The 20971-nt window shown below is 63.9% G+C and carries 17 protein-coding genes and 6 tRNA genes; 4 read left to right on the forward strand and 19 right to left on the reverse strand.

The window, feature by feature from the left end; all coding sequences use genetic code 11:
• Window positions 1-106: 106 nt before the first annotated feature.
• From F3J44_RS10730 to leuC, 7 genes are all read right to left on the reverse strand, one after another.
• Window positions 107-1105: a FecR family protein gene (locus F3J44_RS10730; protein ID WP_370526731.1), complete on the reverse strand. Its 999-nt coding sequence runs from the start codon at window positions 1103-1105 to the stop codon at window positions 107-109.
• Window positions 1106-1171: 66 nt separating this feature from the next.
• A complete protein-coding gene (locus tag F3J44_RS10735; RefSeq protein ID WP_167272184.1) occupies window positions 1172-1663 on the reverse strand; it encodes an RNA polymerase sigma factor in 492 nt (163 codons plus the stop codon).
• A 392-nt stretch (window positions 1664-2055) separates the two neighbouring features.
• Entirely contained in the window at window positions 2056-3168 is a 1113-nt protein-coding gene (gene asd / locus F3J44_RS10740) for an aspartate-semialdehyde dehydrogenase (RefSeq protein ID WP_085675569.1), read from the reverse strand.
• 63 nt (window positions 3169-3231) lie between these two features.
• Window positions 3232-4314 carry a 3-isopropylmalate dehydrogenase gene (gene leuB / locus F3J44_RS10745; RefSeq protein ID WP_167058148.1) on the reverse strand — a complete coding sequence of 361 codons (1083 nt, stop codon included), beginning with the start codon at window positions 4312-4314 and terminating at the stop codon, window positions 3232-3234.
• A gap of 54 nt (window positions 4315-4368) precedes the next feature.
• Entirely contained in the window at window positions 4369-5133 is a 765-nt protein-coding gene (locus tag F3J44_RS10750) for a class I SAM-dependent methyltransferase (RefSeq protein ID WP_167272186.1), read from the reverse strand.
• Window positions 5134-5224: 91 nt separating this feature from the next.
• On the reverse strand, window positions 5225-5869 hold the full coding sequence (gene leuD, locus F3J44_RS10755; RefSeq protein WP_167272189.1) for a 3-isopropylmalate dehydratase small subunit: 645 nt from the start codon (window positions 5867-5869) through the stop codon (window positions 5225-5227).
• Complete coding sequence (leuC, locus tag F3J44_RS10760) at window positions 5866-7299, reverse strand: 3-isopropylmalate dehydratase large subunit (protein WP_167058155.1); 1434 nt, start codon at window positions 7297-7299, stop codon at window positions 5866-5868. Before leuC ends, leuD begins: the two co-directional genes overlap by 4 nt.
• Window positions 7300-7430: 131 nt before the next feature.
• Here leuC and F3J44_RS10765 point away from each other — a divergent pair, with 131 nt between their 5' ends.
• A complete protein-coding gene (locus F3J44_RS10765; protein ID WP_167272191.1) occupies window positions 7431-8309 on the forward strand; it encodes a LysR family transcriptional regulator in 879 nt (292 codons plus the stop codon).
• A gap of 61 nt (window positions 8310-8370) precedes the next feature.
• On the forward strand, window positions 8371-11667 hold the full coding sequence (locus tag F3J44_RS10770; protein WP_167272193.1) for a PAS domain S-box protein: 3297 nt from the start codon (window positions 8371-8373) through the stop codon (window positions 11665-11667).
• 111 nt (window positions 11668-11778) lie between these two features.
• Here the strand turns inward: F3J44_RS10770 and F3J44_RS10775 are convergent, their stop codons facing one another.
• From F3J44_RS10775 to gltX, 12 genes are all read right to left on the reverse strand, one after another.
• Window positions 11779-12222 carry an Hsp20 family protein gene (locus F3J44_RS10775; RefSeq protein ID WP_167058164.1) on the reverse strand — a complete coding sequence of 148 codons (444 nt, stop codon included), beginning with the start codon at window positions 12220-12222 and terminating at the stop codon, window positions 11779-11781.
• Window positions 12223-12436: 214 nt separating this feature from the next.
• The gene (locus F3J44_RS10780) at window positions 12437-13408 is read right to left on the reverse strand and encodes a tRNA-dihydrouridine synthase (protein ID WP_167272196.1); all 972 of its coding nucleotides are present in this window, start codon (window positions 13406-13408) and stop codon (window positions 12437-12439) included.
• 51 nt (window positions 13409-13459) lie between these two features.
• Window positions 13460-13894, reverse strand: coding sequence for a thioesterase family protein (locus tag F3J44_RS10785; protein WP_167058170.1), 435 nt, complete (start codon window positions 13892-13894; stop codon window positions 13460-13462).
• A gap of 157 nt (window positions 13895-14051) precedes the next feature.
• Window positions 14052-14885, reverse strand: coding sequence for an alpha/beta fold hydrolase (locus F3J44_RS10790; RefSeq protein ID WP_167272198.1), 834 nt, complete (start codon window positions 14883-14885; stop codon window positions 14052-14054).
• Between the two features lie 24 nt (window positions 14886-14909).
• A complete protein-coding gene (locus tag F3J44_RS10795) occupies window positions 14910-15449 on the reverse strand; it encodes a TetR/AcrR family transcriptional regulator (RefSeq protein WP_167058176.1) in 540 nt (179 codons plus the stop codon).
• Between the two features lie 172 nt (window positions 15450-15621).
• Window positions 15622-15697, reverse strand: a tRNA-Glu gene (locus F3J44_RS10800).
• A gap of 42 nt (window positions 15698-15739) precedes the next feature.
• A tRNA-Ala gene (locus tag F3J44_RS10805) sits at window positions 15740-15815 on the reverse strand.
• Between the two features lie 52 nt (window positions 15816-15867).
• Window positions 15868-15943: transfer RNA gene (locus tag F3J44_RS10810), tRNA-Glu, on the reverse strand.
• A gap of 42 nt (window positions 15944-15985) precedes the next feature.
• Window positions 15986-16061 (reverse strand) — tRNA-Ala (locus F3J44_RS10815).
• A 53-nt stretch (window positions 16062-16114) separates the two neighbouring features.
• Window positions 16115-16190 (reverse strand) — tRNA-Glu (locus F3J44_RS10820).
• A 73-nt stretch (window positions 16191-16263) separates the two neighbouring features.
• Window positions 16264-16339, reverse strand: a tRNA-Ala gene (locus F3J44_RS10825).
• 334 nt (window positions 16340-16673) lie between these two features.
• On the reverse strand, window positions 16674-18155 hold the full coding sequence (gene gltX / locus F3J44_RS10830; protein WP_167058179.1) for a glutamate--tRNA ligase: 1482 nt from the start codon (window positions 18153-18155) through the stop codon (window positions 16674-16676).
• Window positions 18156-18298: 143 nt separating this feature from the next.
• Here gltX and F3J44_RS10835 point away from each other — a divergent pair, with 143 nt between their 5' ends.
• Together F3J44_RS10835 and F3J44_RS10840 are read left to right on the forward strand one after the other, a co-directional pair.
• A complete protein-coding gene (locus F3J44_RS10835; protein WP_167058182.1) occupies window positions 18299-19354 on the forward strand; it encodes an HlyD family secretion protein in 1056 nt (351 codons plus the stop codon).
• A gap of 52 nt (window positions 19355-19406) precedes the next feature.
• Window positions 19407-20894 carry an MDR family MFS transporter gene (locus tag F3J44_RS10840; protein ID WP_205299815.1) on the forward strand — a complete coding sequence of 496 codons (1488 nt, stop codon included), beginning with the start codon at window positions 19407-19409 and terminating at the stop codon, window positions 20892-20894.
• Window positions 20895-20971 lie beyond the last annotated feature (77 nt).

Raw genomic sequence — 20971 nt, forward strand, 5'->3', positions numbered from 1 at the left:
TCCCAAGCACCCTAGCTAAAAACAAATAAGAGTTATTTGCATCTAGTAACGGCGCAGGGCATCAAACGCAGTAGAGCGATTTGATCTATTAAATATTATTTATAGATCAATAGATAATTAGAAAACCGGGCACGTCCAGCACGCGGGCGTGCGCTTGCCCAGCCAGCTGCCGGAGTGCGTCATCGACATGATCCAGGCGCGCCACAGCGCTTACCGGCAGCCGTCGCAGCGCATCGCCACGCACCACGGTCATGCCGGGACGATAACGGCCCAACTGCTCGGCGGCCTCAGCCAGGGACTGGCGCCTCAGCACGATCTTGCCCTGTTGCCAGCTGGCCAGTTCCTCGGGCGATTGCGCCAAGGGCTTGAGCCCCTCATGGGGCCCGAACCGCAGGCTGTCGCCTTGTTGGAGTACCGCGGATGCCGAGGCATCGTCCAGGCTGTGGGAAACCAGGTTGATCTCGACGCTGTGCTGCAGCACTGCAACCCACCCGGAGCGTTCGTCCTTGTCGACCCCAACCAGGTAACGCGTACCGCGCGCGGTGATCGTCGCCCCGGGCGTGACTACCGTGAACGGCCTTGGCTCCTTCTCCCCCACAGGCGAAGGCGTGAAGACCGCCTCACCACGCTGCAGGCGCACGGTACGGCGCTGACCGTCATAGTTGACGCTCAGCAGGGTGCGGCTGCCCATTTCGACCTGGCTGCCATCGTCCAGGGTGACATGGCGCACTTCGCCGTAGCCGGTCTGGTAATCGGCGCCCAGGCCCTGAACCCAGAACGGCGGCGCCAGCCACAGCCAGCAGGCCACGGCCACCGCCGACAGTGCACCTGTGCATGCCCACGGCCGCCGCCAGCCTGCCTGCAGCCATGCCAACGGCCCCCGCGCACGGGGCGGGCGCGGTGGGCGCACATAGCCCTGGCGCAGCACCGCGCTGGCCCGCCAGGCGTGATCGATGCGCCGGGCGGCAGCCGCGTGCCGTGGGTCGGCGGCCAGCCAACGCCCATAGGCCGCTTGCTCGGCGGGACCGAGGCGGCCTTGACGGTGCTTCATGACCCAATCGGCGGCTTTGCGTTCGATCGGGTCAACAGGTTCTGAGGGGTTCACGGTGTGGTGTTTGCTGCCTGTTGGTGTTTTTCTGGTAACCCGGCCAGGTCAGCGCCAGCGCCTGTTCTAGTAATCAGGCTCAAGCCCTCGGCCGACTCTGGCCAGCGCACTGGCCAGGTGTTTTTGTACAGAGCTGGTGGATATCCGTAAATACTCGGCGGCCTCCTTGTGCGTCATCCCTTCGACCCGGCACAACAAGAACACGTTGCGGGTGCGTTCGGGCAGCAATTCCAGGATGGCGTGCAGGCGCTCCAGCTCCAGGGCTCCCAGGGCCTGATCCTCTGGCGAACTGGCTTCATCGATCAGGCCCTCGAAGATATCGGCCGCCTCGGCCTCGTAGCGCTTGCTGCCGTAACGCCGATGATGGTCGATCATCAGGTTGTGGGCAACGCGGAACAGGTAGGCCGGGGTGGCGAGCAAGCGCTCTACGCCGTCCATCTGCGCCAGCCGCAGGAAGGTTTCCTGGACGATATCCGCTGCCAGGCTTGGCGTGCAGTTCTTGCGCAGCAAATAGCGGTGCAAGGCGCGGGCATGTTCGTTGAAGAGTTGTTCCAGCACGTCAGCACTTTCCTATGCTCAGGCAAACTGGGGAGGCTGATTATAATGAGAATACTTCTCGTTAAACCAGATGTTTTGCGTGTACAAAGGGGTGCTGTTACAAAACAAAATGCAAGGGTGGCCGCGCCGCAATCCCCTGTAGGAGCGGGCGCAGCTCGCGATGGGGCGCGCAGCGGCCCCAGGGTTTCAGCCTCGCGGCTCAAAGTGCTGGGGCTGCTTTGCAGCCCATCGCGAGCTGCGCTCGCTCCTACCGGGTCATGTGGGAGCAGCCTTGTCGAGGCGTCGAACCGCCGCGAAGCTGGCGACGCGGTGGATGGCAGGGTTGCAGTGTGCCAAGGCATAAAAAAACCCGCGTTGTCGCCAACGCGGGTTTTTCGGCCAAGCCAGGGCGATCAACGCTCCAGCAGAATCCGCAGCATGCGGCGCAGCGGTTCGGCGGCGCCCCACAGCAGCTGGTCACCCACGGTGAAGGCGCCCAGGTACTGCGAGCCCATGTTCAGCTTGCGCAGGCGGCCAACCGGGATGTTCAGCGTGCCGGTCACCTTGGTAGGCGTCAGTTCCTGCATGCTGATTTCACGCTGGTTCGGCACCAGCTTCACCCACGGGTTGTGCTGGCTGATCATGCCTTCGATGTCGGCCAGCGGCACGTCCTTGTTCAGCTTGATGGTCAGCGCCTGGCTGTGGCAGCGCATGGCACCGATGCGCACGCAGATACCGTCGACCGGGATCGGGCTCTTGAAGCGACCGAGGATCTTGTTGGTTTCGGCCTGGGCCTTCCATTCCTCACGGCTTTGGCCGTTCGGCAGTTCCTTGTCGATCCATGGGATCAGGCTGCCGGCCAGCGGCACGCCGAAGTTCTCGGTCGGGAAGCCTTCGCCGCGCATGGTTTCAGCCACTTTGCGGTCGATGTCGAGGATGGCGCTGGCCGGGTTGGCCAGGTCGTCGGCAACGGCGGCGTGGGTAGCGCCCATTTGCTTGATCAGCTCGCGCATGTTCTGCGCGCCGGCACCGGAGGCCGCCTGGTAGGTCATGGCGCTCATCCACTCCACCAGGCCGGCTTCGAACAGGCCGCCCAGGCCCATCAGCATCAGGCTGACGGTGCAGTTGCCGCCGATGTAGTTCTTGGTACCGGCGTCGAGCTGCTGGTCGATGACCTTGCGGTTGACCGGGTCAAGCACGATCACCGCGTCATCCTGCATGCGCAGGGACGATGCGGCGTCGATCCAGTAGCCCTGCCAGCCGGCTTCACGCAGCTTGGGGAACACCTCGTTGGTGTAGTCGCCGCCCTGGCAGGTCAGGATCACGTCGAGGGTCTTGAGTTCTTCAATCGAATAAGCGTCCTTGAGCGGAGCAATATCCTTGCCCACGTTCGGACCCTGGCCACCGACATTGGAGGTGGTGAAGAACACCGGCTCGATAAGGTCGAAGTCCTGCTCCTCCAGCATCCGCTGCATGAGCACGGAACCGACCATGCCGCGCCAACCGATCAGACCTACACGTTTCATCGCAACTACACCTTTGCTAAAAGTGGGCCGCCACCGTGAATTTTCGGTGGCGGGCCAGAGAGATTACAGATTCCGCAGCGCGGCGACTACTGCATCGCCCATTTCCTGCGTACCGACCTTGCGGCAACCTTCCGAGAAGATGTCGCCCGTGCGCAGGCCCTGGTCCAGCACCAGGCTGACCGCCTGCTCGATCGCTTCAGCGGCAGCCGACTGGTTGAAGCTGTAGCGCAGCATCATCGACACCGACAGGATGGTCGCCAGCGGGTTGGCGATGCCCTGGCCGGCGATGTCCGGCGCCGAGCCGTGGCAAGGCTCGTACATGCCTTTGTTGTCGGCATCCAGCGAGGCCGACGGCAGCATGCCGATGGAGCCGGTGAGCATCGACGCTTCATCCGACAGAATGTCACCGAACATGTTGTCGGTCACTACCACGTCGAACTGTTTCGGTGCGCGGACCAACTGCATGGCGGCGTTGTCGACGTACATGTGGCTCAGCTCCACGTCCGGGTAGTCCTTGGCCACGTCTTCGACCACTTCGCGCCACAGCTGGCTGGAAGCCAAGACGTTGGCCTTGTCCACCGAGCACAGCTTCTTGCCGCGCACGCGGGCCATGTCGAAGCCGACGCGGGCAATGCGGCGCACTTCGCTTTCGCTGTACGGCAGGGTGTCGTAGGCCTGGCGCTCGCCGTTTTCCAGCTCGCGCTGGCCACGCGGGGCACCGAAGTAGATACCGCCGGTCAGCTCACGAACGATGAGGATGTCCAGGCCAGCGACGATTTCCGGCTTCAGCGAGGAGGCATCGGCCAGTTGCGGGTAAAGGATGGCCGGGCGCAGGTTGGCGAACAGGCCCAGTTGCGAACGGATTTTCAGCAGGCCGCGCTCAGGGCGGATGTCACGCTCGATCTTGTCCCATTTCGGGCCGCCCACGGCGCCCAGCAGCACGGCGTCGGCCTTGCGTGCGCGCTCCAGGGTTTCGTCGGCCAGCGGCACGCCGTGCTTGTCGATGGCAGCGCCACCGATCACGTCGTGCTCCAGGCTGAAACCGAGCTGGAACTTGTCGTTGGCAACTTCCAGCACCTTGACGGCTTCGGCCATGATTTCCGGGCCAATGCCATCACCTGGGAGAATCAGAATCTGCTTGCTCATGCTTTCCTCTATCCATTCACGCGGCGCGGCCGGACGGGCCCCGCCGTAAAGTGCTTAACGCTCGGCCCACAGCACCAGCACATCGGTGCTGAACGAGCCATCGGCTTCGATCTGGTAATACTGCCGTACTTCTTCGCCCATGGCTTGCTGCAATTGGCGAATGGCCACGCGCAGCGGCTCGGGGGTGCGCATGCGCTCGACCCAGCTGGCGAACTCCAGGCGCAATTTCTGGCGCGCCTGGCTGCGTACCTGCAGGCCGGCCTCGCTGGCCTGGCGCTGCCACTCGGCGCCGGAGTAGTCGCGCACATGGCTGGTGTCGCGCAGCACCTCTACCGCCTGCAGGTAGGTGTCGAGCAATGGGCTGCCGGGCGACATCACGTCGATGAACGCCGCCACGCCACCAGGCTTGAGCACCCTGCGCACCTCGCGCAGGGCCAGGCCCAGGTCGCTCCAGTGGTGCGCCGAGTAACGGCTGAACACGTAGTCGAACGAGGCATCGGCAAACGGCAGGCGTTCGGCGGCGCCGCGCTCGGTGGTGATGTTGGCCAGGCCGCGCTCGGCGGCGGCACGGGTGACCACGTCGAGCATCGATTGCGAGAGGTCGTAGGCGACCACCTCGGCAACCAGCGGGGCGACGTGGAAACTGACATGGCCAGCACCGCAGCCCAGGTCCAGCACGCGGGCGCTGCCCTGCCCTGCAAGCTCGGCCTGCAGCAAGGCGAATTCGCGGCCTTGGGCGTGCACGGCGCTGCTGAGGTAGGCGTTGGCCTGTTCGCCGAACTGGCGTTGGACCACGTCGGTGTGCTGGGTGCTGGTCATGGGTGAGTCCTTTTCCTATCGCCTGTGCGGGCCCCTTCGCGGGGCAAGCCCGCTCCTACAGAGGTAAAGAGGCCGGTGCGGCTAACGAACTTCAGGCATCGCGGAACAGCCAGGGCTGCCCGGCGCGATGCTTGCCTTCGAAGGCCTTGATCGCGTCGCTGTCCTGCAGGGTCAGGCCGATGTCGTCCAGGCCGTTGAGCAGGCAGTGCTTGCGGAACGCATCGATCTCGAAGTGCAGCACCTTGCCGTCCGGGCGAGTCACCGCCTGCGCCTGCAGGTCGACGGTCAACTGGTAGCCCGGGTTGGCTTCGACCTGCTTGAACAGCTCGTCGACTTCCTCATCGCTGAGGATGATCGGCAACAGGCCGTTCTTGAAGCTGTTATTGAAGAAGATATCGGCAAAACTTGGCGCGATCACGCTACGGAAGCCGTACTCGTCCAAGGCCCAAGGGGCGTGCTCGCGGCTCGAACCGCAACCGAAGTTCTCCCGCGCCAGCAATACGCTGGCACCCTGGTAGCGCGCATGGTTGAGCACGAACTCCTGGTTCAACGGGCGCTTGCTGTTGTCCTGGTACGGCTGGCCGACATCCAGGTAACGCCATTCATCGAACAGGTTGGGGCCGAAGCCGGTGCGCTTGATCGACTTCAGGAACTGCTTGGGGATGATCTGGTCGGTGTCGACGTTGGCACGGTCCAACGGCGCGACGAGGCCAGTGTGCTGGGTAAAGGCTTTCATGCTGCGCTCCCTTGGATCAACTCGCGGACATCGATGAAGTGGCCAGTCACTGCGGCGGCGGCGGCCATGGCCGGGCTGACCAGGTGGGTGCGGCCACCGGCGCCCTGACGGCCTTCGAAGTTGCGGTTGGAGGTGGACGCGCAGTGCTCGCCGCTTTCCAGGCGGTCCGGGTTCATCGCCAGGCACATCGAGCAGCCGGGCTCGCGCCATTCGAAGCCAGCTTCGAGGAAGATTTTGTCCAGCCCTTCACGCTCGGCCTGGGCCTTGACCAGGCCCGAACCCGGCACCACGATCGCCTGCTTGACGGTCGCGGCCACCTTGCGGCCCTTGGCGATTTCAGCGGCCGCGCGCAAGTCTTCGATGCGCGAGTTGGTGCACGAGCCAATGAATACGCGGTCGAGCTGGATGTCGGTGATCGCCTGGTTGGCGCTCAGGCCCATGTACTTGAGGGCGCGCTCGATCGAGCCACGCTTGACCAGGTCGGCCTCGGCGGCCGGGTCTGGCACGCGCTGGTCGACGGCCAGGACCATTTCCGGCGACGTGCCCCAGCTTACCTGCGGCTTGATCTGCGCGGCGTCCAGCTCCACCACCGTGTCGAACACGGCATCGTCATCGGACACCAGGTCTTTCCAGGCCTCCACGGCGCGCGTCCAGTCCTCGCCCTTGGGCGCGTACGGGCGGCCTTCAACGTAGGCGACGGTGGTGGCATCGGTGGCCACCAGGCCCACGCGGGCACCGGCCTCGATGGACATGTTGCAGATGGTCATGCGGCCTTCCATCGACAATTCGCGGATGGCGCTGCCGGCGAATTCCATGGCATGGCCGTTGCCGCCGGCGGTGCCGATCTTGCCGATCACGGCCAGGACGATGTCCTTGGCGGTAACACCGGCAGGCAGTTGGCCTTCGACACGCACGAGCATGTTCTTCATTTTCTTGGCAACCAGGCACTGGGTGGCGAGCACGTGCTCAACCTCGGAGGTGCCGATGCCGTGGGCCAGGGCACCGAAGGCGCCGTGGGTGGAGGTGTGCGAGTCGCCGCAGACCACGGTCATGCCAGGCAAGGTAGCACCCTGCTCCGGGCTGATGACGTGGACGATGCCCTGGCGCTCGTCGTTCATCTTGAATTCGACAATGCCGTATTCGTCACAGTTCTCATCGAGGGTCTGCACCTGAAGGCGCGACACCTGGTCGACGATCGCCTCGATGCCGCCCTTGCGCTCTGGCGTGGTCGGCACGTTGTGGTCGGGGGTGGCGATGTTGGCATCGATGCGCCACGGCTTGCGGTTGGCCAGGCGCAGGCCTTCGAAGGCCTGGGGCGACGTCACTTCGTGAATGATATGGCGGTCGATGTAGATCAAGGACGAGCCGTCATCGCGGCGCTTGACCTCATGGGCGTCCCAGAGTTTGTCGTAGAGCGTTTTGCCAGCCATCAGACTGTTCCTCATCAGCGTCTTTCTATGCCAAAGACCCCTTGGCTTGTACGGACGATGCTAGGGGGTTAGATTGAATAACTCAAATTCATAATTTTTATGCTTTGGATAACCAAAAGGAATTCAATGCCGTGGACCTGGCCAACCTCAGTGCCTTCATCGCCATCGCCGAAACCGGCAGCTTTTCCGGGGCCGGCGAGCGCCTGTTCCTCACCCAGCCGGCCATCAGCAAGCGCATCGCCGGGCTGGAGCAGCAACTGGACGTGCGCCTGTTCGACCGCCTGGGCCGCGAGGTGACCCTGACCGAAGCCGGCCGCGCCCTGCTGCCGCGGGCTTACCAGATCCTCAACGTACTCGATGATACCCGACGGGCGCTGACCAATCTGACCGGGGAAGTGAGCGGTCGGCTGACCCTGGCCACCAGCCACCATATCGGCCTGCACCGCCTGCCGCCGCTGCTGCGAGCCTTTACCCGGCAGTACCCGGCGGTGGCGCTGGATATTCAGTTCATGGATTCAGAACAGGCCTACGACGAAATACTCCACGGCCGCGCCGAAATTGCCGTAATCACCCTGGCACCCGACCCCCACCACCTGGTTCGGGCGGTGCCGGTGTGGGACGACGCCCTGGACTTCGTCGCAGCCCCCGAGCACCCACTGGCCAACAACCAGGCGGTAAGCCTTGGCGATGTGGCCCGTCACCCGGCGGTATTTCCCGGCGGCAACACCTTTACCCACCATATTGTCCAGCGCCTGTTCGAAAGCCAGGGCCTGACGCCGAACATCGCCATGAGCACCAACTACCTGGAAACCATCAAGATGATGGTGTCCATTGGCCTGGCCTGGAGCGTACTGCCGCGCACCATGCTCGATGAACAAGTGGCTTCCATCGCTTTGCCCGGCATACAGCTGTCGCGCCAGCTAGGCTACATTCTGCACACGGAGCGAACGCTATCGAACGCGGCCCGGGCCTTCATGGCCCTGCTCGACAGCCAGGCAGAAGCCGCCTGACCGCCGTCAGCCCGGCATTTCCAACTCAAGGATGCGTCACACGCCAAAGGTCTGGTGATCAATGCCCAAATCAGCAAACCGCTTTCCGCGCCTGCCGCGCATTCCTGCGGTCGATCCCCAGGAGTCGGAACAGGCCTGGCAGAACGCCCCGCAGTTGCTGGCGGCGCTCAACGGCGCGCGCCTGGGCGCCTGGCTCTGGGACATCGAAAGTGGCCGGGTCAGTTGGTCGCGCGGCACCCAGGCGCTGTTCGGCTTCGACCCCCATCGCCCACTGCCCGCCGACATCGACTACCTCGACCTGCTGCCCGAGGAAGACCGCGCCCGCACCCGCCAACTGTTCCACGCCGTGGTCAACGGCGAGCCGGTGGAACAGGCCATGCGCCATCGCATCCGCTGGCCGGATGGCAGCCTGCACTGGCTGGAAATCAACGGCAGCCTGACCCACGACCGCCACGGCAGGCGGCAGATGATCGGGGTGATCCGCGAAATCACCCGCCAGCGCGAACGGGAAACCGCGCTGATCAACTCGGAAAAGCGCTTCGCCACCCTGTTCCACCTAAGCCCCAATGCGATCCTGCTGAGCCGCCGCCACGACGGCATGATCATCGAGGTCAACCAGCACTTCGAAGACATGTTCGGTTGGCCCGGCGACCAGGTGATCGGCAAGACCAGCATCGAGCTGGGCCTGTGGGCCAATGCCGAGCAACGCCACCAGGTGATCGAGGCCACCCGCGCCAGCAGCGGCCCGGCGATCATGGAGGTGCAGTTCCGCGCCAGCAGCGGCAAGCTGCATGACGGCATCCTGTGCACCCAGAGCATTGACCTTGAGGGTGGCACCTACCTGATCAGCACCTTCGTCGACACCACCGAGCGCAAGCGCGCCGAACAGGCGCTCAAGGACAGCCAGGAGCGCCTTGACCTGGCCCTGGACTCGGCGCAGCTGGGCACCTGGGACTGGCACATCCCCAGCGGCATGCTCTATGGCTCGGCCCGCGCCGCCCAGTTGCACGGGCTGGACCCGGTGCCGTTCCACGAATCGTTCGATTCGTTCTTCGAGGGCGTGCCGGAGCACGAGCGCAGCTCCATGCGCCAGGCCTACCGCAGCCTGCGCGAAGGCCCCGCGGGCAACTACCAGATCACCTACCGGGTGCAGCTGGAAAACGGCGCCTCGCGCTATATAGAAAGCCGCGCGCGCCTGTACCGCGACGAGCAGGGCAACCCGCTGCGCATGGCCGGCACGCTGCTGGACATCACCGAGCAGGTGGAGCGCGAACAGCGCCTTAGCGCCTCGGAAGAAAAATTCGCCAGCCTGTTCCAGGTCAGTCCCGACCCGATCTGCGTCACCCGCCAGGACACCGGCCAGTTCATCGAGATCAACCCGGCCTTCACCCAGACCTTTGGCTGGGACGCCGAGCAGGTGATTGGCCGTACCGCCGAGCAGATCGGCCTGTGGGCCGAATCGATCGAGCGCGCCCAACGCATCGAGCGGGTGATACGCGAACAGGCCCTGAGCAACGTGGCCGTGGTGGTTAACCATCGCAGCGGCGCGGCGCTGACCTGCGTGATCGCCAGCCGGCTGATTACCGTCGACGACCAGCCCTGCAGCGTTACCACCCTGCGCGACATCACCCAGCAGCAGCGCGCCGAGGCGGCACTGAAGGCCAGCGAAGAGAAGTTCGCCAAGGCGTTTCACTCCAGCCCCGACGCCATCACCATCACCGAGCGGCGCAGTGGCCGCTACCTGGAAGTCAACGACGGCTTCTGCCGCCTGACGGGCTACAGCGCAGACGAGGTGGTTGGCCGCAGCGTGTACGAGGTCGGCATCTGGGCCGACGACAAGCAGCGCAATGCCCTGCTCAGTGAGCTGAAGGCACGTGGCCGGGTGCACCACCGGGAAATGCTCGGGCGTAACAAGCGTGGGGACATCCTGACCGTTGAGGTTTCGGTGGAGCCGATCAGCCTCAACGAGGTGGACTGCCTGCTGTTGACCGCCCGCGACGTCAGCCTGCTGAAGAACGCCCAGGCGCAGATCCGCCACCTGGCCTACCACGACCCGCTGACCAACCTGCCCAACCGCGCCCTGCTGATGGACCGCCTGAGCCAGCAGATCGCCCTGCTGCGCCGGCACAACCTGCGCGGCGCACTGCTGTTCCTCGACCTTGACCATTTCAAGCACATCAACGACTCGCTCGGCCACCCGGTAGGCGACACGGTGCTGAAGATCATCACCGCCCGCCTGGAAGCCAGCGTGCGCCTGGAAGACACCGTCGCCCGCCTGGGCGGGGATGAGTTCGTGGTGCTGCTCAGCGGCCTGGAGGGCAGCCGCGAGGCGGTGGAAGGCAAGGTTCGCGAACTGGCCGACACCTTGCGCGAACTGCTGGCAGAGCCCATGTCGCTGGATGGCCAGCGCCTGCAGGTAACGCCAAGCATCGGCGTGGCGCTGATTCCCGACCACGGCACCACGCCAGCCGACTTGCTCAAGCGCGCCGACATTGCCCTGTACCGGGCCAAGGATTCCGGGCGCAACACCACCGAGCTGTTCCACACCACCATGCAGAAGGCGGCCAGCGAACGCCTGCGCATGGAAAGCGACCTGCGCCTGGCCCTGGCCCGTGGCGAACTGGCCTTGCACTTCCAGCCCCAGGTCGATGCCCGCGACAACCGTATCGTCGGCGCCGAGGTGCTGCTGCGCTGGCACCACCCGCAACTGGGCCAGCAACCACCGGGGCAATTCATTCAGGTGTTGGAAGAAAGCGGCCTGATCCTGGAAGTTGGCTCCTGGATCCTCGATGAAGCCTGCGATGCCTGCGCGCGCATGCTTGAAGACAAGCTGATCGATGCCGACGATTTCAGCCTGTGCGTGAACATCAGCCCCCGGCAGTTCCGCCAGAACGATTTCGTCGAGCGGGTGCTGCGCAGCCTGGATGACTATCGCCTGCCGCGGCGCATGCTGAAGCTGGAAATTACCGAAGGCATCGTGATCCAGAACCTGGAAGACACCATCAGCAAGATGCGTGAGCTACAGGCCCACGGGGTGAGTTTCGCCATGGATGATTTCGGCACCGGCTATTCGTCGCTGACGTACCTGAAACGGTTGCCGGTGGATGCCTTGAAGATCGACCAGACGTTCGTGCGCGATGCGCCGGTGGACACCAACGATGCCGAGATCGTGCGCGCCATCGTGGCCATGGCCCGCAGCCTGGATTTGGCGGTGATTGCAGAAGGGGTGGAATTGACCGAGCAACTGGCGTTTCTGGAGCGGCTGGGTTGCCACTTGTACCAGGGCTATTTGCACAGCAGGCCGCTGCCGTTGCCGGAATTTCGGCGGATGTTGCAGGAGGCGCCGGCGGATTATTGAGCGCCGCCGTGCGGCGGATCGCGAGCTGCGCTCGCTCCTACGGGGCCATGGCTTCCTGGTAGGAGCGAGCGCCAGCTCGCGATCCGCCGCAAAGCGGCGGCGCTCAATCAATCAATTGATCGCTGGCTTGTCGCCGTTGATCGGGATGCGCTTGGCCTTGGCCTCTTCCGGCACGATGCGCAGCAGGTCGATGCTGAGCAGGCCGTTGGCCAGGCCCGCCGACTTGACTTCGATGTGGTCAGCCAGGCGGAACGACAGCTTGAACGCGCGCTGGGCAATGCCCTGGTGCAGGTAGGTCACTTCAGCGGCGGCGTTTTCGCGCTTGCCACCGATTACCGTCAGGACGCCTTTTTCGACTTGCAGGTCGAGGTCCTGTTCCTGGAAACCGGCTGCGGCAACCACGATGCGATAGTGGTCATCGCCATGTTTTTCCACGTTGTAGGGAGGGTAGCTGCTACCCGCCTCGTTACGTGCTGCGGATTCGAACAGGTCGTTGAAACGGTCGAAGCCCACGGAATGGCGGAACAGTGGAGCGAGGGAGAAAGCGCTGGTCATGGTCATAAACTCCTGAGATTCAGCAAGTAAGTCATTACGCGACCCGACTTCGGCATCGCGTACTCAAGAGATATGGCCGGGGGAGAGGCTTTCAAGGGGAGACAGAAAAATTTTTGATGCTGAGGGCCCTTTCGCGGGGCAAGCCCGCTCCTACAAGGGCGTCACGGGGGCTGGGATTTGTGTAGGAGCGGGCTTGCCCCGCGAAGAGGCCAGATCAGGCAACACTGGCTTCAAAGGAGATCGCATCAACCCCAAGCAACCGGCTGATCCGCGCGCAATCATCCTCACGCCGCAACTCGGCAAACAGCACCACCGCCTCGGGGTAACTGCGGGTCAGCATCGCCAGCCACTGCTTCATCCGCCCCGGGGCATAGCGCGGCGACAGCTTGGCCTGGGCCTGGCGCCAGAATTCGCGCAACAACGGCAACAAATCCTCCCAACCCAGCGGCTGGTAATCCCGCCCATCACGCGCCGCCGCAATCTGCAGGGCCAGGTCAGGCCGCGACACCAGGCCACGCCCAAGCATGATGTCCTCGGCACCACTGACCTCGCGGCAGCGCCGCCAGTCATCCACGGTCCAGATCTCGCCATTGGCGAACACCGGCACCCGCACCACATCCTGCACCCGCGCCACCCATTCCCAGTGTGCCGGTGGCTTGTAGCCCTCGACCTTGGTGCGCGCATGCACCACCAGGTGCGCCGAACCGCCCTCGGCCAGCGCCGTGGCGCAGTCCAGCGCGCCATCGGGGCTGTCGAAGCCCAGGCGCATCTTCGAGGTAACCGGAATGTGCGCCGGCACCGCACGGCGCACCTCCTGCACGATGGCATGCAGCAGCTCCGGCTCCTTGAGCAGCACCGCCCCGCCCCTGGACTTGTTCACGGTCTTGGCCGGGCAGCCGAAGTTCAGGTCGATCACCGGAGCACCCAGCTCGCAGGCCAGCGCTGCGTTTTCCGCCAGGCACACCGGGTCCGAACCCAGCAGCTGCACGCGCATTGGCACGCCGGCGGCGGTGCGCGCACCCTGGCGCAACTCGGGTGCAAGCTTGTCGAACGAGGAAGCTGGCAGCAGGCGGTCGCACACGCGGATGAACTCGGTGACGCACCAATCGATGCCACCCACCCGGGTCAGTACGTCGCGCAGGATGTTGTCGACCAGCCCCTCCATGGGGGCCAGGGCAATTTGCATAGCGGGGTCTCAGCGGAAAAAGCCGGCAGTCTAGCAAAAAACGCCGAGGTTTCAGGCGCCGATCAGCGCCGGGCCGTAACCTTCGATGAACTCCGCCGGCATACGCCTTGGCTTGCCGCTGGACAGCTCGATGCAGGCGAAGGTGGTTTGCGCCCGCAACAGGGTCACGCCATCGCTGGGGCGCTTGAGCTGAAAGCGCCGGGTCATGCGCAGGCGCTGGTCCCAGTCGATGATCCAGGTGGCCAGTTGCAGCTCGTCATCCTCGTAGGCTGCCGCGAGGTAGTCGATTTCGTGGCGCACCACCGCCATGGCCCGATCCAGGCGCCGGTATTCGGCCAGGTCCAGGCCCAGGCGCTGGGAATGGCGCCAGGCGCAGCGCTCCAGCCAGGTCACGTAGACCGCGTTGTTGGCGTGGCCGAGGCCGTCGATGTCTTCACTGCCCACGCGCAGGTCGATGATGAATGGCGTTGCCAGGTCCCAGCTCATGCACACTCCTTGAGATCAATTCCGAATGGCAGGGGTGCCTTGCCCCTTTCGCGGGGCAAGCCCGCTCCTACAGGGACGCACACCGTCCTGTAGGAGCGGCCTTGTGCCGCGAAAGGGCTGCACAGCAGCCCCAAAGTTCCCCGAGTGTAATGGATGCTCAAGCGCTTTGCCGCGCTGGCTCACTGGCGCGGCTAAGCAACTCCAGCACCGCCTCGCTCAGGCGCGGGTCGGCCAGCACGCGCTGGTGGCCGCCCTCCTGCAACAGCAGCAGGCGGCTGTCGAACCAGGCCTTGTGGATGGCCTGGGCCTCGCTGGCGGGCACCAGGGCATCATCGGCGGCGTGCACCACCAAGCCCGGCAGTTCCAGCTGGTAACCACTGACATCCAGGCGGGCAATCTGCATGCCCACGTCGCGCTCTACCTGGCGAATGAACGCCGCCTTGGCCCGGGCTGGCAAGCCCAGGTGCCGGGCAAAGCCGCGTAGCACGCCAAGCAGTTGCGCGGGTGCGGCAATGCTGACCGCAGCTTCGGCGCGCAAGCCCATCTGCAGCGCCAGCAACACGCTGGCGCCGCCCATCGAGTGGCCGATCACCGCACGCAGCGGCGGCAGTTCGGCGGCGGCCTCCAGCAGCGCCCGGGCAAACAGCACCACATGCGCCTGCTGCCCCGGCGAACGGCCATGGGCCGGCCCCTCCAGCGATACCACCGTGTGCCCCGCCTGCACCAGGGTTTCGATCAGTGCGGCGAATTGGGTAGGGCGCCCTTCCCAACCGTGCATCAACAACACGGTTGGCCCCTTGCCCCAGCGCAGCGCCGACAGGCCAAAGCGCAGGGTGATGCGCTCGGCGCTGGCCAGCAGCGGCAGTTCCCATTGCCTGGGCGGCAGGTTGCGCGGGGTCATGAAGGCGCGGCGCATCTTGCCGGCAATATGTTCAGGGGCCAGGTGGCCGAGGGTGCCGTTGACACCGCGAATCCAGTTCAGGGTTGTCATCGCCTTGCTCCAGGTTCGAAAGGGTTAGATCACCGCCGATTTGGCGGCACGCAAAATGCGGTCAGACAACTCGCCCGTGCCCAGGGCCCGCGCCAAGGCCAGGCCGCCGATCATCAGGGCTAGGTCTGCCAAGGCTTTGTCGGCGTCTTCCGGGCGGTCGACCATGGCCGCGGTCATCAGCTCGATATGCTCGGCCAACACCTCGCGAAAGGCCTCGGGCAGGCGCTGCATTTCGCCGAGCGCGTTGGGCAGCGGGCAGGCATGCACTTCGGCATCGCGATGCTTGCGCGACAGGTAGAAGGCGCTCGCCAAGGCGCGGCGGCCCTCGCCGTCGAGGCTGGGGTCGACTTGGGCGAGCAATGCCCGCCGTTCGCACAGCAGCTGGTTGAAGGCTTCGAGCATCAACTCGTCCTTGCTGTCGAAGTGCGCGTAGAAGCCGCCGACCGTCAGGCCCGCCGCGCCCATCACCTGGCTGACACTGGGCTCGGCCGGGCCGTGCTGAATCAAGGCACTGCGGGCCGCTTCGAGGATGCGTTCGCGGGTTTTGCTTTTCTTGTCACTCATGCGCCGGCTCACCGAATGAAATATGATGATCGAAATATTATTCTCATCATATTTTTAAGCAAGCAAAATCGGCTGCCGCTTGTCGGCACCGAATAATGGGGAGGGGAGAAAAACAAAAGGCCCATTCAATAAGCGAATGAGCCTTTAAAGTCCCGCAAAACGCGGGTAAACGTGGCGTCCCCTAGGGGACTCGAACCCCTGTTACCGCCGTGAAAGGGCGGTGTCCTAGGCCACTAGACGAAGGGGACGTAACCTTCGCGAAGATTCACAAGCGTGAACCCTGGCAGAATTGGTGGAGCTAAGCGGGATCGAACCGCTGACCTCCTGCATGCCATGCAGGCGCTCTCCCAGCTGAGCTATAGCCCCAGATTTTTAGCCTCGCGGCCCAGCGACAGTATAACCATCACTTGTGTGAAACTGGCGTCCCCTAGGGGACTCGAACCCCTGTTACCGCCGTGAAAGGGCGGTGTCCTAGGCCACTAGACGAAGGGGACATAACCTTCGTGCCGACCCGCTTTCGCGAATCGCGGCAAAATTGGTGGAGCTAAGCGGGATCGAACCGCTGACCTCCTGCATGCCATGCAGGCGCTCTCCCAGCTGAGCTATAGCCCCGGATTTTTAGCCTCGCGGCCCAGCGACATCCTGAAACATCGCTTGTGTAAAACTGGCGTCCCCTAGGGGACTCGAACCCCTGTTACCGCCGTGAAAGGGCGGTGTCCTAGGCCACTAGACGAAGGGGACGAACCTTCTTACCTTCAAGACCCGGTTGCTGGACCCGGTCTTGCTTGGCAGCCTTGGCTGCTAAGCGGAATTTTGGTGGAGCTAAGCGGGATCGAACCGCTGACCTCCTGCATGCCATGCAGGCGCTCTCCCAGCTGAGCTATAGCCCCACAATGTCGCGTTGAACTGAAGCGCTGGCTGGGTGCCTGGCGTTTCGTTTTCGTTCATCGCTGTGGACGGGGCGCATATTAAGATCGGATTGCAGGGCTGTCAAACTAAATTTTGAAAATATTCAAAATTTTTTTCACAGATAACAAACACTTACCGCCCTGCCCCGCTGAATCGGAGTGCTGAACCCTTGTAGGAGCGGCCTTGTGCCGCGAATGGACCGCAAAGCGGTCCCAGCCTTTCTTGCACTGACGCTCAAAGGGCGGGACCGCGGTGCGGTCGATTCGCGGCACAAGGCCGCTCCTACAAGGAACACCTCTTGCCGCCGGAAACCTGTCAGGCGATGTTCGCCAGCAGCTTCTCCCATTCCTTGTTTTCTTTCTTCGACACGCCACCCAGCAGGTCCAATGCCTGGCGCAGGCGATAGCGGGTCAGGTCCGGGCCGAGGATTTCCATGGCATCGAGTACCGACACCGAGCTGGCCTGGCCGCTGATGGCCGCGAACATCAGCGGCATGGCGTCACGCAGCTTCAGCTCCAGGGCATCGACCACCGCCTGGATGCAACCGGTGATACGGTCCTTTTCCCACTGCCGCAGGCTTTCCAGTTTCCACAGGATCAACTGCATCACCTGGCGCACCTGGTCGGCCGAGAGCTTCTTGCTCTCGAACAACTTGGCGTCGAGCTTGAGCGCGCCTTCGAAGAAGAACCCGCCCAGCGGGGCGATCTGGCTGAAGGTTTCCACCCGGCCCTGCACATGGGGCGCGATCTTCATCATGTAGTCGCTGTTGAATGCCCACTTCTGCACGCGCGCGGCGAATTCCTGCACCGGCAGTTCGCGCAGCCACTGGCCGTTGAGCCACGACAGTTTCTCGATGTCGAAGATCGGGCCGCCCAGGGAAATGCGCGACAGGTCGAAATGCTCGACCATTTCGGCCAACGAGAACTTCTCGCGCTCGTCCGGCATCGACCAGCCCATGCGGCCCAGGTAGTTGAGCATCGCCTCGGGCATGAAGCCCATGCGCTCGTAGAACGTCACCGAGGTGGGGTTCTTGCGCTTGGACAGCTTGGACTTGTCGGGGTTACGCAGCAGCGGCATGTAGCACAGCTTGGGCTGCTCCCAGCCGAAGTATTCGTACAGCTTGATCAGCTTGGGTGCCGAGGGCAGCCACTCTTCGCCGCGCAGTACGTGGGTAATGCCCATCAGGTGGTCATCGACGACGTTGGCCAGGAAGTACGTGGGCAGGCCGTCGTTCTTCATCAGCACCTGCATGTCCATGCGGTCCCACGGGATCTCGACGTCGCCACGGAGCATGTCCGGCACCACGCAGATGCCCTCGCTCGGCACCTTCATGCGGATCACGTGGGGCTCGCCGGCCGCCAGGCGGCGCTGCACTTCCTCGTCGCTCAGCAGCAGCGCGCGGCCGTCGTAGCGAGGCGTTTCGCCACGGGCCATTTGCTCGGCGCGCATCTGCTCCAGCTCTTCGGCGGTGCAGAAGCAGTAGAAGGCGTGGCCGGCGTCGACCAGTTCCTTGGCGTACTTGGCGTAGATGTCGCCACGCTCGCTCTGCCGGTAAGGGCCGTGCGGGCCGCCGACATCCGGGCCTTCGTTCCATTCGATGCCCAGCCAGCGCAGGGCATCGAAGATCTGTTGCTCCGACTCGCGCGTGGAGCGCAGTTGGTCGGTGTCTTCGATGCGCAGGATGAACTCACCGCCGTGCTGCTTGGCAAAGCAGTAGTTGAACAGGGCGATGTAGGCGGTGCCGACATGGGGGTCGCCAGTGGGCGATGGCGCGATACGCGTGCGAACGGTGGTCATGGAGAGTCTCGAACGAAAGATGAAACAAAGGCGGGATGTTAGCAGGGAGCGGGCACCGGGCTCCAGCAATGGCGCGAACGACACTTGTCGGCTGGCCATGTGCCGCTGTTAAATTCGCTTACATTTCTGGAACGATAGTCCCCATGCCTGCCCAACTCAAACGCCGCCTGGCGATCTTCTTCACCCTGGTGGCCATCATCGCCCTGGCCTTCCTGGCCGAATGGTATTTCAAGGGTCGGTTCTACGAGAGCACCGACAACGCCTACGTGCAGGGGGAAATCACCCGCATTTCCAGCCAGCTCGGTGCACGCATCGACGAGGTGCGGGTCGACGACAACCAGCACGTCAACCAAGGTGACCTGCTGGTGCGCCTGGAGGCCGCCGATTTCGAACTGGCGGTGCAACGCGCCCACGCCGCCCTGGCCACCCGTGAAGCGGAATATGCCCAGGCGCAGAGCCGCCTGACCCAGCAAGGCAGCCTGATTGCCGCAGGCCAGGCCCAGGTGGCGGCCAACCAGGCCACCTTCGACCGCTCTCGCCTGGACCTCAGCCGCGCGGAAAAACTGCGCAAGCCCGGTTTCGTCTCCGAAGAGCGGGTTACCACGCTCTCGGCAGACAGCCACGTGGCCGGCTCCCAGGTGGACAAGGCCCGCGCCGACCTGCAAAGCCAGCGCCAGCAGGTCACGGCGTTGAACGCCGAGCTCAAGCGCCTCGATGCGCAGATCGCCAATGCCCGTGCCGACCTGGCCCAGGCCGAGCTGAACCTGACCCGCTGCGAGGTTCGCGCCCCACTGAGCGGCACCATCGGCCAGCGCAGCGCGCGCAATGGCCAGGTGGTGCAGGCCGGTGCCTACTTGTTGTCGATCGTGCCCGACGAGAACATCTGGGTGCAGGCCAACTTCAAGGAAACCCAGATCGGCCGCATGCAGCCTGGCCAGCGCGCCGAGCTGGTGTTCGACAGTTACCCCGACACGCCAATCGAAGGCCGGGTGGAAAGCCTGTTCGCCGCCTCCGGCGCGCAGTTCAGCCTGCTGCCGCCGGACAACGCCACCGGCAACTTCACCAAGGTGGTCCAGCGCATTCCGGTGAAACTGACGTTTGCCGCCGACAACCCACTGCACGGTCGCATCCGCCCCGGCATGTCGGTCACTGCCACCGTCGACTTGCGCCGCGAAGACGAAGGCCACGATGGCCGGTGATCCGTTACTGCGGCCAACCGCAGAGCCCACCCGGCGCGACTGGATCGCGGTGATGAGCGTGATGCTGGGTGCCTTCATGGCGGTGTTGGACATCCAGATCACCAACTCCTCGCTCAAGGACATCCAGGGCGCCTTGTCGGCCACCCTGGAAGAAGGCTCGTGGATTTCCACCTCCTACCTGGTGGCGGAGATCATCATGATTCCGCTCACCGCCTGGCTGGTGCAGTTGTTGTCGGCACGGCGCCTGGCGGTATGGGTATCCGGCGGCTTCCTGCTGTCGTCGCTGTTGTGTTCGATGGCCTGGAACCTGGAGAGCATGATCCTGTTCCGGGCCCTGCAGGGCTTTACCGGCGGCGCGCTGATCCCGCTGGCCTTTACCCTCACCCTGATCAAGCTGCCCGAGCACCACCGCGCCAAGGGCATGGCGATGTTTGCCATGACGGCCACCTTCGCCCCCTCGATCGGCCCGACCCTGGGCGGCTGGCTGACCGAGAACTGGGGCTGGGAATACATTTTCTACATCAACATCCCGCCAGGGCTGGTGATGATCGCCGGGCTGCTGTACGGCCTGGAGAAGAAGGAAGCCCACTGGGAACTGCTGAAAAGCACCGATTATGCCGGCATCCTCAGCCTGGGCCTGGGGCTCGGTTGCCTGCAGGTATTTCTTGAGGAAGGCCACCGCAAGGACTGGCTGGAATCCAGCCTGATTGTCGGCCTGGCGACGGTGGCCACGATCAGCCTGATTACCTTCGTCATCCTGCAGCTGTCCAAGCCCCAGCCGCTGATCAACCTGCGTATTCTCGGCAACCGCAATTTCGGCCTGTCGAGCATCGCCAGCCTGGGCATGGGCGTGGGTTTGTACGGGTCGATCTACCTGCTGCCGCTGTATCTGGCGCAAATCCAGGGTTACAACGCGCTGCAGATCGGTGAAGTCATCATGTGGATGGGCATTCCACAGCTGTTCCTGATCCCGCTGGTGCCGCAACTGATGAAGGTGATCCCACCCAAGCTGCTGTGCGCCATCGGCTTTTGCCTGTTCGGTGTCGCGAGCTTCAGCTCGGGGGTGCTGAACCCGGACTTTGCCGGGCCGCAGTTCAACCACATCCAGATCATCCGCGCCCTCGGCCAGCCGATGATCATGGTGACCATCTCGCTGATCGCCACGGCCTACATCCAGCCGCAGGATGCGGGCTCGGCGTCGAGCCTGTTCAATATCCTGCGTAACCTGGGCGGGGCAATCGGTATCGCCCTGCTGGCGACCCTGCTGGATGCGCGCACCAAGGTGTATTTCGATTACCTGAGGGAATCGGTGGTGCCGAGTAACCCACAGGTGGCCGAGCGCCTGGCACAGTTGGCGGAGCGGTTGGGCAATGACAATGCGGCGCTGGGCAGGTTGAGCGAGATTACCCACCAGCAGGCGTTGATCATGGCCTATAACGATGCCTTCCACCTGGTGGGGATCGGGTTGGCGGTGAGCATGGTGGCGGTGTTGTTGACCCGGAAGTTGCCGCAAGGGTTGAAGGCTGGGGAGGCTCATTGAGGGTTGTGTTGCCTGTGCGGGCCTCTTCGCGGGGCAAGCCCGCTCCTACAAAGGAGCGGGCTTGCCCCGCGAAGAGG

The organism is Pantoea sp. Tr-811, assembly GCF_011752535.1.
In the GTDB taxonomy this organism is placed as follows: Bacteria; Pseudomonadota; Gammaproteobacteria; order Pseudomonadales; family Pseudomonadaceae; genus Aquipseudomonas.